Source organism: Ideonella sp. BN130291, assembly GCF_036231905.1.
In the GTDB taxonomy this organism is placed as follows: domain Bacteria; phylum Pseudomonadota; class Gammaproteobacteria; order Burkholderiales; family Burkholderiaceae_C; genus CAMLIZ01.
In genome coordinates this window covers 87,481-99,242 of the sequence record NZ_JAZARE010000004.1, presented here as the reverse complement: position 1 = coordinate 99,242, position 11,762 = coordinate 87,481, and the positions used below count along the sequence as shown (strand labels likewise).

The 11,762-nt window shown below is 67.3% G+C and carries 10 protein-coding genes; 1 reads left to right on the top strand and 9 read right to left on the bottom strand.

Translation table 11 applies throughout. From position 1 onward, the window contains the following. The first annotated feature begins 411 nt into the window (after positions 1-411). Positions 412-3,342: an Rne/Rng family ribonuclease gene (locus tag VPH43_RS09655; RefSeq protein ID WP_328577476.1), complete on the top strand. Its 2,931-nt coding sequence runs from the start codon at positions 412-414 to the stop codon at positions 3,340-3,342. A gap of 87 nt (positions 3,343-3,429) precedes the next feature. Here the strand turns inward: VPH43_RS09655 and nagZ are convergent, their stop codons facing one another. The 9 genes from nagZ to lepA are packed head-to-tail and all read right to left on the bottom strand — an operon-like array spanning position 3,430 to position 11,299. Next, positions 3,430-4,479 (bottom strand): beta-N-acetylhexosaminidase, encoded by a 1,050-nt coding sequence (gene nagZ / locus VPH43_RS09650; protein ID WP_328577475.1) that lies wholly within the window; start codon positions 4,477-4,479, stop codon positions 3,430-3,432. Beyond that, positions 4,476-4,877: a holo-ACP synthase gene (acpS, locus tag VPH43_RS09645; protein ID WP_328577474.1), complete on the bottom strand. Its 402-nt coding sequence runs from the start codon at positions 4,875-4,877 to the stop codon at positions 4,476-4,478. Before acpS ends, nagZ begins: the two co-directional genes overlap by 4 nt. After that, on the bottom strand, positions 4,874-5,656 hold the full coding sequence (locus VPH43_RS09640) for a pyridoxine 5'-phosphate synthase (RefSeq protein WP_328577473.1): 783 nt from the start codon (positions 5,654-5,656) through the stop codon (positions 4,874-4,876). The genes acpS and VPH43_RS09640 overlap by 4 nt, the downstream gene beginning before the upstream one ends. 19 nt (positions 5,657-5,675) lie before the next feature. Then, entirely contained in the window at positions 5,676-6,440 is a 765-nt protein-coding gene (recO, locus tag VPH43_RS09635; protein ID WP_328577472.1) for a DNA repair protein RecO, read from the bottom strand. Then, a complete protein-coding gene (gene era, locus VPH43_RS09630; RefSeq protein WP_328577471.1) occupies positions 6,433-7,362 on the bottom strand; it encodes a GTPase Era in 930 nt (309 codons plus the stop codon). The genes recO and era overlap by 8 nt, the downstream gene beginning before the upstream one ends. 11 nt (positions 7,363-7,373) lie before the next feature. Continuing rightward, on the bottom strand, positions 7,374-8,078 hold the full coding sequence (gene rnc, locus VPH43_RS09625) for a ribonuclease III (RefSeq protein WP_328577470.1): 705 nt from the start codon (positions 8,076-8,078) through the stop codon (positions 7,374-7,376). Between the two features lie 28 nt (positions 8,079-8,106). Next, the gene (locus tag VPH43_RS09620; RefSeq protein WP_328577469.1) at positions 8,107-8,475 is read right to left on the bottom strand and encodes a DUF4845 domain-containing protein; all 369 of its coding nucleotides are present in this window, start codon (positions 8,473-8,475) and stop codon (positions 8,107-8,109) included. 50 nt (positions 8,476-8,525) lie between these two features. After that, a complete protein-coding gene (lepB, locus tag VPH43_RS09615; protein ID WP_328577468.1) occupies positions 8,526-9,491 on the bottom strand; it encodes a signal peptidase I in 966 nt (321 codons plus the stop codon). Then, positions 9,491-11,299, bottom strand: a complete 1,809-nt coding sequence (gene lepA / locus VPH43_RS09610) for a translation elongation factor 4 (RefSeq protein WP_328577467.1) — start codon at positions 11,297-11,299, stop codon at positions 9,491-9,493. The genes lepB and lepA overlap by 1 nt, the downstream gene beginning before the upstream one ends. Positions 11,300-11,762: the final 463 nt, after the last annotated feature.

Sequence of the window (11,762 nt, the reverse complement as noted above, 5' to 3'; positions counted from 1 at the left end):
GCCAACCAGCAGGAAGAACAAGGTTGACCGACCGCAGAAACAGGCTCCCAAGCCAGGGGCTGCGGTTTGCAAATGCCCCAGTGACCCCGCCCATGGCGTCCGCCTCCACCTCCCCCCTGTGCGCCCCGCAGCCCCGGCCTGTAGCCGGCGTGGCTGCGCGCTGCGTGCGGGACCCGCTGCGCGATCCGCGGCGCCGGGGCCGGTGCGGGCCGCTGCCCGGGCACCGTCACCGCGGCACACGCGCCAACGCTGCACCGTGATCGGCTGACCGATCCACCGCAGTCCAGGGCGATTCCTTCCACGGTTTTTTCTTCGCGTTTCTCGTGCGTCGGTGAGTCGCCCTACCGCTTTTTCGGCGGCAGGCGATGTGATCGTGCGCGGCCCCACACAAAGGCCGCGTGAGGAGTGCAGATGAAACGCATGCTGATCAATGCGACGCAGCAGGAAGAGCGTCGCCTGGCCATCGTCGATGGGCAGAAGCTGCTCGACTTCGAAACCGAAATCGAAGGCCGCGAGCAACGCAAAGGCAATATCTACAAGGCGGTGGTCACCCGCGTCGAGCCTTCGCTCGAGGCGTGTTTCGTCGACTACGGCGAGGACCGCCACGGCTTCCTGCCGTTCAAGGAAATCTCGCGCACCTACTTCAAGGAAGGCGCCGACGTGCGCTCCGCGAAGATCAGCGACGTCATCAAGGAGGGCCAGGAACTGCTGGTCCAGGTGGAAAAGGAAGAGCGCGGCAACAAGGGTGCGGCGCTCACCACCTTCGTGTCGCTGGCTGGCCGCTACCTGGTGCTGATGCCCAACAACCCGCGCGGCGGCGGCGTGAGCCGGCGCATCGAGGGCGAGGACCGCGAGGAACTCAAGGACGCGCTGGACCAGCTCGAGTACCCCAAGGGCATGAGCCTGATCGCCCGCACCGCCGGCATCGGCCGCTCGGTGGCCGAGCTGCAGTGGGACCTGAACTACATGCTCAAGCTCTGGACCGCGATCGATGACGCGTCCAAGGCCGGCAAGGGCGCCTACCTGATCTACCAGGAGTCGTCGCTCGTGATCCGTGCGATCCGCGACTACTTCACCGCCGACATCGGCGAGATCCTGATCGACACCGACGACATCTTCGATCAGGCGATGCAGTTCATGAACCACGTGATGCCGGAAACGGCCAATCGCGTGAAGCGCTACCGCGACGACGCGCCGCTGTTCAGCCGGTTCCAGATCGAGCACCAGATCGAGACCGCCTTCTCGCGCACGGTGAACCTGCCTTCCGGCGGCGCCATCGTGATCGACCACACCGAGGCGCTGGTGTCCATCGACGTCAACTCCGCCCGCGCCACCCGCGGCGGCGACATCGAGGAAACCGCCACCCGCACCAACCTGGAAGCCGCCGACGAGATCGCGCGCCAGATGCGACTGCGCGACCTGGGCGGTCTGATCGTGGTCGACTTCATCGACATGGAGGAGAGCAAGAACCGCCGCGAGGTGGAACAGCGCCTGCGCGAAGCGCTGCGCTACGACCGCGCCCGCGTGCAGCTGTCGTCCATCTCGAAATTCGGCCTGCTCGAGCTGAGCCGCCAGCGCCTGCGCCCGGCGTTGAGCGAAGGCAGCCACATCACCTGCCCGCGCTGCAACGGCACCGGCCACATCCGCGACACCGAGAGCTCCGCGCTGCAGATCCTGCGCATGGTGCAGGAAGAGTCGATGAAGGAAAACACCGCCGCCGTGCATGTGCAGGTGCCGGTGGAAGTGACCTCCTTCCTGCTCAACGAGAAGCGCACCGAGATCACCAAGATCGAGCTCAAGCAGCGCGTGACCGTGCTGCTGGTGCCCAACAAGCACCTGGACACGCCCAACTACAAGCTGGAGCGCCTGCGCCACGACGATCCGCGCCTGGAAGGCCTGCAAGCCAGCTACACGATGATCGAGGAGCCGGACGAAGAGGTCGGCATCACGCGGCGTGAGAAAACAAAGCCCAAGCAGGAGCCGGTGCTCAAGGGCATCCTGCCCGAGCAGCCCGCGCCCAAACCGGAACCCAAGCCCGAGCCGGCACCGGTGGTGGTCGCTCCCGCGCCGGCGCCCGTGGCCCTGGCTCCTGTGCCCGCGCCGGTGGCAGCGCCCGCAGGCGGTGGCTTCTTCGGCTGGATCAAGAAACTGTTCGGCGCCGAGCCGGCAGCGGCCCCGGTACCCGCACCGGCGGTGGCAGCGCCCGCGGTCGCCACACCGGCGGCTGGCGAACGCCGGGAAGGCCGCGGTGACCGCGGCGGGCGGGGTGGACGCAACGATCGCGGTGGCCGCGGTGGCCGCGACCGTGATCGTGACGGCCATCGGGGCGGCGAGCGCCAGGCCGAAAGCCGCGGTGCACAGCAACGTGCCGACGAGCCGCGCCGTGAAGGCCGCGACGACAACCGCGGTGGCCGGGGCGGCCGCCGGGGCGAACGCAGTCCGGAAGCCATCGAGGCCAGCAAGGCACTGGAGCCGATGACCGGCGCCGAGCCGCGCGAGACCGCGCATGAGCGCCGGGAAGGCCGTGGCGAAGGACGCCGTGGCCAGCGTGGCGGCGAGCGTGAACCGCGCCGCGCGGAGACGGTGGCCGAGCTGGACACGGCGACACCCGTGGTGCCGGGCTTTGTGGACACCACGCCAGGTGAAACCTCCGCCGAAGGCGCCGAGGGCCAGGATCGCGAACGCAGCCGCCGCCGCCGTCGGGGTGGCCGTGGCCGCGATCGCGACGAGGCGCGCGAAGCCGGTGCACCGGAAGCGACCAGCCAGGGCGTGGACCCCGATGTCGAAGCTCCGGTGGCCGAGGCCGCACCGGACTCAGCCTCGGTGGATGGCGAAGCTGTCGCCGACCGCGAGGACGGCCGCCAGCGCCGCGGCCGCGGCCGCGATCGCAACCGCCGTGAGCGTCAGGAGCTCGAGGCCGGCCAACCGGCAACGGACCACCGCTTCGAAGCTGAACCGTTTGCTGCCGACGCGCCGCCAGCGGCCATGCTGGCAGAGACGCCCGCAGCCGCCGCGCCGGCCTTTGTGCCGGCACCCGCACCCGCGCCGCAGCCCGTGGCCGTCGTCGCCGAGGCGCCTGCCCCGGTGGTGGTGGAACCGTTCATCCTGCCCACCGACCAGCTGGCCGACGTGGCGCGCGCAGCCGGCCTGGAATGGGTGAACTCCGACGCCGACAAGGTGCGATCGGTCCAGGAAGCCATGGCCAACGAGCCGCGGCCCATCCACGTGCCGCGTGAACGGCCGCCAGTGGTGCAGCTGGACGAAGGCCCGCTGGTGCTGGTGGAAACGCGCAAGGACCTGTCGCAGGTGCGCCTGCCGTTCGAAACGGAAGCGCGTCAGTAATCTGCTCAGGCCCCAAAGGAAAAGCCGCCGCGGCATCAGGCCCCGGCGGCTTTTTCATGGACGCTCGCGCCGAAGCGCCCCGCTCGCTCAAGGCAGGCGTTCGAGCGCGTGCTGGTACGGCGCGTAGTGCATCAGCTCGTCCCACGGCAGGGGCGCGGTCTGCGGCAGCAGGTCGAGCCGGCGCTGTTCGCTCAGCTCGTCGGCCTGCCAGCGGCCCTGCTCCAGGGCGGCCTGCAGGCCGTCGAGCAGCTCGTCCACCGGCCGGCCACCGTCCACCTTGGACTGGTTGCACAGCAGCACCAGGTCGCAGCCGGCGTTCAGCGCAGCGATGCCGCCTTCCACCGGGCTGCCGGCCACACGCGCGCCTTCCATGCTGAGGTCGTCGCAGCAGATCGCGCCGGTGAAACCATAGCGGCCTCGCAGCATGTCCTTGAGCCAGCGGGATGAAAAACCGGCCGGCATCTCGTCCACCTGCGGGAAGGTCACATGGGCCGGCATCACGCAGGTGAGCGCAGTGGACAGCCAGTCGTAAGGCATGGCGTCCTCCGCCAGGATCTCCTCCAGCGCGCGGTCGTCCACGGCTCGCGCCACGTGCGAATCGGCCACTGCATAACCGTGGGCGGGAAAGTGCTTGCCGCAGTTGTTCATGCCAGCGCGCAGCAGCCCGAGCATCAGGCTTTGCGCGAGGATGCTCACCACGCGCGGGTCGCGGTGGAAGGCGCGGTCGCCCACCACCTCGCTGCGGCCGTGGTCCAGGTCCACCACCGGGGTCCAGCTGAGCTCCACGCCGCAGGCGCGCAGCTCCGAGCCCAGCACGTAGCCGGCCGCGGTGGCCGCATCCACTGCCCTCATCGCGTCCTGCATCCAGAGCTCGCCGAAGGCCCGCATCGCGGGCAGGTGGGTGAAGCCGTCGGTGCGGAAACGCTGCACCCGCCCGCCTTCATGGTCCACCGTGATCAGCGCGTCGGGACGGATGGACTTGACCTCGGCGCACACCTGGGTGAGCTGGCGCCTGTCCTTCCAGTTGCGGGTGAAGAAGATGATGCCGCCGGTGAGCGGATGCTGCAGGCGCCGCCTGTCGTCGGCGTTGAGCTCCTGGCCGGCGATGTCGAGGATGACCGGGGCGTGAATGCTCATGGGGTGTGGGTTGTTTCGACCACCACGAAGGAGGCCGCATAGTCGGATTCGTCGGTGACCGTCACGTGCGCCTGCAATCCGCGCGCCTTGAACCAGTCGGCCAGCGCGCCGTGCAGCTGGATGTACGGCTGGCCGCTGGGCAGGTTGAGGATCTCGCAGCTGCGCCAGGTCATCGGCATGCGGATGCCGGTGCCGATGGCCTTGGAGAAGGCCTCCTTGGCAGAGAACCGCGTGGCCAGGTAGCGCACGCCGCGGGACTCCACCTTGGCACGGCGGAAGTGAAAGACCTTCATCTCGTTGGGCCCCAGCACCTTCTCGGCGAAGCGATCACCCTTGCGCGCCAGGGTGGCCTCGATGCGGCGCACGTCGCAGATGTCGGTGCCGATGCCCAGGATCATGCAAACGCCCGCTGGATGCAGCGCTGGTAGTCGCGCACGGTCTCGGTGTAACCCAGCTCCAACGCGTCGGCGATCAGCGCATGGCCGATGGACACCTCCTGCACACCGGGCACTGCGCGCAGGAAGTCAGTGAGGTTGTCGCGGTTGAGGTCATGGCCGGCGTTCACCCCCAGGCCCACGGCGAGCGCTGCTTCCGCCGTCCTGGTGAAGCGCCGCAGCACCTCGTCCTGCTGCGGCGTGCCGTGCGCGCTGGCATAAGTTTCGGTGTACAGCTCCACCCGGTCAGCGCCCAGCTCGCGCACCGCACGCATGGCCTGGGGAACCGGGTCCATGAACAGGCTGACCCGCACCCCGAGCGCCTTCGCTTCAGCGATCACCGGCCGCAGGCGCTCGGCATCCGCAGGAAAGCTCCAGCCGTGGTCGGAGGTGAACTGGCCCACGGTGTCCGGCACGAACGTGCACTGGTGCGGCCGCACGCTGCGCACGAAGTCCATCAGGTTGTGGAAGGGGTTGCCTTCGATGTTGAACTCGATGTGCGGCCAGGCCTTCAGCAGATCGGCCAGCTCATGCACGTCTTGTGCGCGGATGTGGCGCTCGTCGGGCCGCGGATGCACCGTGATGCCCTGGGCGCCGGCCTCCAGCACCTGCAGCGCGGCCCGCGTGACGCTAGGAATGCCCAGGTGGCGGGTGTTGCGCAGCAAGGCCACCTTGTTGAGGTTGACCGACAGCGCGGTGCGGCCGCCATGGGCGGAAGGCTCGGGTGCGACCAGGGGGTTCATCGGGAGCAATGGCGAAGGGTCAGTCGAGCAGGCGCTGCACGTCCAGCATCACCTGGCGCGTGCGCAGCTGCGGCGAGCCCAGATGATAGTGAAGCAGGCTGCGCAGCTGCGGCCGCAGCACGGGCAGCACCGGCAGGCAGCGCGCCTGCAAGGCGGGGATGCTGCCGTGCTGCAGCGCAGCCTGCAAGGCGGTGAAGGCGGCACCGCTGCAGCCCGGGTCATCCGGGTCGCGCAGCAGGGCCACGCCGACCTCAGGGCGCAAGGCATAGAGGCGTTCGGGATCCAGCTCGTTGCCACCCAGCGTGGTGGTGCTCAGGTCGGGCAGCAGGCCCAGCTCGCGCAGCAGCACCAGCTCGAAAGCCCGCAAGCCGGCTTGTTCCACGTCCCCGCCGGTGGCCAGCGCAGGCAGGCTGTCGGCATAGGCGTCGAACAGCTGCGCATGGGCGTCATGGCGGGCCAGCAGCTTCATCAGCAGCTCGTTGAGGTAGAAGCCGGAGAACAGCGAGGCCCCCGACAGCATGGGTGCGCCGCCCGCCCACTCGGCCTGGCGCAAAGTCTGCACCTCGGCGGCATCCTCGCCGGTGCTGCGGCCGAAGCTCACGTTGAGGCGCTGGAAGGGCAGCAGCACCGGGCGCAGCTGCGAATACGGCCGCTTCGCGCCCTTGGCGGCGACCGTGACACGACCCAGGTCGCGGGTGAACAGGTCGAGGATCAGACTGGTTTCGCTCCAGTCGTAGCGGTGCAGCACGTAGGCGGCTTGCGCCTGCGCGGCGCGTCTACTCATACCCGTAGGCGCGCAGGTGCTCTTCGTTGTCGGCCCAGCCGGAGCGGACCTTGACCCACAGTTCGAGGAACACCTTGGCGTCCATCAAGGTCTCGAGTTCCTGGCGCGCCTCGCTGCCGATGCGGCGCAGGCGCTCGCCGCCGGTGCCGATGACCATGCCCTTGTGCGCGTCGCGCTCCACGATGATGGTGGCGGCGATGCGGCGCAGGTTGCCCTCCTCCTCGAACTTGTCGATCACCACGGTGGAGGTGTAGGGCAGCTCATCGCCGGTGAGGCGGAAGAGTTTCTCGCGGATCAGCTCGCTGGCGAGGAAGCGGTCGCTGCGGTCGGTGAGCGCGTCTTCCTCGTAGTACCACTCCTGCTCGGGCAGGTAGGGCTTGATGATCCCGAGCAGGCGCTTGACGTCCGCGTCCTTGGTGGCCTGCAACGGCACGAACTCGCTGAAGTTGCGGCGCTCCTGCATGCTCTTGAGCCAGGGCGCCAGGTCGGCGCGGCGACGCACCGTGTCCAGCTTGTTGGCGATGAGGATGACCGGCTTGTCGTCCGGCAGCAGTGCCAGCACCTTGGCATCGTCCAGCCCGAAACGGCCGGCCTCCACGACGAACAGCACCACGTCCACGTCGCTCAGCGAAGACAGCACCGTGCGGTTCAAGGTGCGGTTCAGCGGGTTGCCATGGCGCGTCTGGAACCCGGGGGTGTCGACAAAAACGAACTGGGCTTCTTCCACCGTGCGGATGCCGGTGATGCGGTGGCGCGTGGTCTGCGCCTTGCGCGAAGTGATGCTGACCTTCTGGCCGACCAGCGCGTTCAGCAGGGTGGACTTGCCCACATTCGGCCGGCCCACGATGGCCACCAGCCCGCAGCGATGCGCTGGCGACGAGGGGGCCGCAGGGTCGGCGGCGGCGGGATGGTCAGGGGTCATGGGGAACGCGGTCAGGACCGCAGGGGGCTGCCCGGCTTGTCGCTGGCCTTCAGCGACTCGAGCATGCGGCGCGCAGCCTCCTGCTCGGCAGTGCGGCGGGACTTGCCCTCGCCTTGCTCGGCCAGGTGCAGCGCCGGCACGGCGCACTCCACCTCGAAGGTCTGGGCATGCGCCTGGCCGCGGGTGGCGACGATGCGGTAGGCCGGCACCGGCAGCTTGCGCGCCTGCAGCCATTCCTGGAGCTCGGTCTTGGCGTCCTTGCTCCAGCTTTCGATGTCGGTGGTGGCGATGATCTCGCCGAACAGGCGCCGCACCACGGCCAGCGCCGGCTCGAAGCCGCCGTCCAGGAAGGTGGCGCCGATGAGCGCCTCCACCGCATCGGCCAGGATGGACGGCCGCTGGGCGCCGCCGCCACGCGCCTCGCCCTCGGACAGCCGGAGCACGTCCGGCAGGCCGAGCGTCAGCGCCACACGGTGCAGGCTGTCCTCGCGCACCAGGTGCGCGCGCACGCGGGTGAGGTCCCCTTCGTCGGAGCCGGCAAAACGTTCGTAGAGCAGGCTGGACACCGCCAGGCTCAGCACCGCGTCGCCCAGGAATTCCAGCCGCTCGTTGTGGTCGGCGCCGAAGCTGCGGTGCGTGAGCGCGCGGGTCAGCAGGCGGGCCTGGCCGAACTGGTGGCCCAGGCGCTGCTGCAGGGAATCGAGGCGGGTGTCCATGGCGACAGCGCAGCAACGGGCGCGCCCGTTACTTGGAGCGGCCCTCGTAGTGGATCAGCAGGGAGACCGGGCCGTACAACTGCACTTCGCTGTCGTACTTGAACCCGATGACGATCTTGTCGTTGTCCTTGGTGATCTCGAGGTCCTTGCCGGTGATGGACTTGATCGAATACTCGATCTGCGACTGCTTTTCGAAGGCGGCGCGGACTTCTTGCACCGTACCCACACCGCTGTGCGCGATCTGGCTCACCGCGCGCTGGATGGTCAGGTATTCGTTCACCGACGGAAAGGTCTTGATGGCGACCAGCGCGGTGAACCCGATCAGGATGACCCAGAACATCAGGCCCAGCAGCGAAATGCCGCGCTGGAACCGGGAACGGACTTGGCAAACGTGCATGCGCCCTCTTCCTGTGAAACGCACCTGTGTCGGTGCTGATGCCGGGCGGCTCACTGGAAGGAGCCGATGCGCCCGAGATTACCGAAATTCATCCACACATAGAAGGCTTTGCCGACGATGTTCTCGTCGGGCACGAAGCCCCAGTAGCGCGAATCCTCGGAGTTGTCACGGTTGTCGCCCATGGCGAAGTAATGGCCGGGCGGCACCTTGCAGACCGCGCCTTCGGCGCTGTAGCGGCAGTTGTCCTTGAACTTGAAGTCGTAGTGCGGCCCGGAAAACGGCTGCATGTCGGGCTTGCGCTGGATCAGGTGTTCCACCGGGCCCAGCTTCTCGGCAAAGCGCTGGCGGTAGCCCATGCTCTCGTCGTCGTATTCCTCGCCCAGGCGTCGCGTGGGCACCGGCTGGCCGTTGATCTTGAGCTCCTTGTTGAGGTAGCTCACCTCGTCGCCCGGCACGCCGACCACGCGCTTGATGTAGTCCACCCGCGTATCCATCGGATAGCGGAACACCACCACGTCGCCACGCTGGGGGTCGTTGTTCGCGACGATCTTCTTGTTGATCACCGGCAGGCGGATGCCGTAGTGGAATTTGTTCACGAGGATCAGGTCGCCCACCACCAGCGTCGGGATCATCGAGCCGGAGGGGATCTTGAACGGCTCGAACAGGAACGAGCGCAGCAGGAACACCACCAGGATCACCGGGAAGAGCCCGGCCGTCCAGTCCAGCCACCACGGCTGCATCAGCAGGCGGTGCTTGGCCTCCTCGACGTTGCCATCCACCTTCTCGATGCCCTTGCGCGCCAACGACGAGCGGCGGTCGGCATCCTCGCGCTCCAAGCGCGCAGCCGCGGCCTCACGCGCCGGCTTGAAGTGGAAGCGTTCGGCCAGCCAGTAGCCCAGCGTGACCAGCGTCAGCAGGAACAGCAGCAGGGAGAAGTTGCCGACCCAGTGGCCGAGGAACCAGCCGCCGAGGTAGACGCCCAGGCAGGCGTACAGAAGTCCGGTGAGTGCACCCATTAGTCATCCACTTGCAGGATGGCCAAAAACGCTTCCTGCGGCACCTCGACGGAGCCGATTTGCTTCATGCGTTTCTTGCCGGCCTTTTGTTTTTCGAGCAGCTTGCGCTTGCGCGTGATGTCGCCGCCGTAGCATTTTGCCAGCACGTTCTTGCGCAGCGCCTTGATGTTCTCGCGCGCGATGATGTTGGCGCCGATCGCCGCCTGGATCGCCACGTCGTACATCTGGCGCGGGATCTGTTCACGCATCTTGGCGGCCACCGCCCGGCCGCGGAACTGGCTTTGCACCCGGTGCACGATGATGGACAGCGCGTCCACCCGGTCGCCGTTGATCAGCAAGTCGACCTTCACGACGTCCGCCGCGCGGTACTCCTTGAACTCATAGTCCATGGACGCATAGCCGCGCGACACGCTCTTCAGTTTGTCGAAGAAGTCGAGCACGATCTCCGCCAGCGGCAGCTCGTAGGTGAGCATGACCTGGCGGCCGTGGTAGGCCATGTTCAGCTGCACGCCGCGCTTCTGGTTGGCCAGCGTCATCACCGGGCCAACGTAGTCCTGCGGCATGTACAGGTGCACGGTGACGATCGGCTCGCGGATCTCACGGATGCGGCCCAGGTCCGGCATCTTCGACGGGTTTTCCACCATCAGTACGGTGTCGTCGTTGAGCTCCACCTCGTACACCACGCTGGGCGCGGTGGTGATCAGGTCCTGGTCGAACTCACGCTCCAGGCGCTCCTGCACGATCTCCATGTGCAGCAGGCCGAGGAAGCCGCAGCGGAAGCCGAAGCCCAGCGCCTGACTCACCTCGGGCTCGTAGCGCAGCGAGGAGTCGTTGAGCTTGAGCTTCTCCAGCGCGTCGCGCAGCTGGTCGTATTCGCTCGCCTCGGTGGGGTACAGGCCCGCAAAGACCTGCGGCTGGATTTCCTTGAAGCCGGGCAGCGCCTCGCTGGCCGGGCCGGCGTTGTTCGGCAGCTTCTTTTCCAAGGTGACGGTGTCGCCCACCTTGGCGGCCTGCAGCTCCTTGATGCCCGCGATCACGAACCCCACTTCGCCGGCATTGAGCTCGTCACGCGCCAGCGACTTTGGCGTGAACACGCCCAGCTGTTCGGCGTTGTAGACCGCGTTGGTCGCCATCATGCGGATGCGGTCGCCGCGGCGCAGCGAGCCGTCCACCACGCGCACCAGCATCACGACGCCCACATAGTTGTCGAACCACGAGTCGATGATCATCGCGCGCAGCGGCGCGTCCGCCACGCCGCGCGGCGGCGGCATGCGGGTGATCACTGCCTCCAGGATGTCGTCGATGCCTTCGCCGGTCTTGGCCGAGCACGGGATCGCATGCGTGGCGTCGATGCCGATCACGTCCTCGATCTCCTCCTTGGCGCGCTCCGGGTCCGCCTGCGGCAGATCCATCTTGTTGAGCACCGGCACCACCTCCACGCCGAGGTCCAGCGCGGTATAGCAGTTGGCCACGGTCTGCGCCTCCACGCCCTGGCTGGCGTCGACCACCAGCAGCGCGCCTTCGCAGGCCGAGAGCGACCGGCTCACTTCGTACGAGAAGTCGACGTGGCCGGGCGTGTCGATGAGGTTGAGGTTATAGACCTTGCCATCGCGCGCGGTGTACGACAGTGCGGCGGTCTGGGCCTTGATCGTGATGCCGCGCTCGCGCTCGATGTCCATCGAGTCGAGCACCTGCGCTTCCATCTCGCGATCGCTCAGGCCGCCGCAACGTTGGATGATCCGATCGGCCAGCGTGCTCTTGCCGTGATCGATGTGGGCGATGATGGAGAAGTTGCGGATGTGGTCCATGGCTCAAGCGTGCGCCGAAAGTCAATCGCGGTGTGCGATGCGAAGGCCTCCAAGAGGGCCGCGGCGCAGATAAAAAAAAGGCACGTCGAATGGGTGACGCGCCTTCCAACAAAACGTATGGCAACTGCTTGTTGGGCTTTCATTGTAGCCAAAAGCACCCTGCTGAAAACCGCGCCAATGCTTGATTTCAAGCCGTTGCGGGGTACCAACATGGGAATCCATCCACAGGATATCCACAAACTGTTGTGGATGTGTTGGGGATAGATGTTCGCCTTTCGACTTCACCGTTCGGGCAGCATCAAACAGTAGAGTCCAGGCGGCATTCTATACGCCGCTCGGAACAATGCCGCCGGCCGAACGGGTGATGTAAGTAGTTACTAACATTCGTGCCGCGAGAAAACCTTCGCTTACGGTCTCGCCAGATGAAAAGACCTGCCGGCGCACTCGGACGCCGACGGGTTCG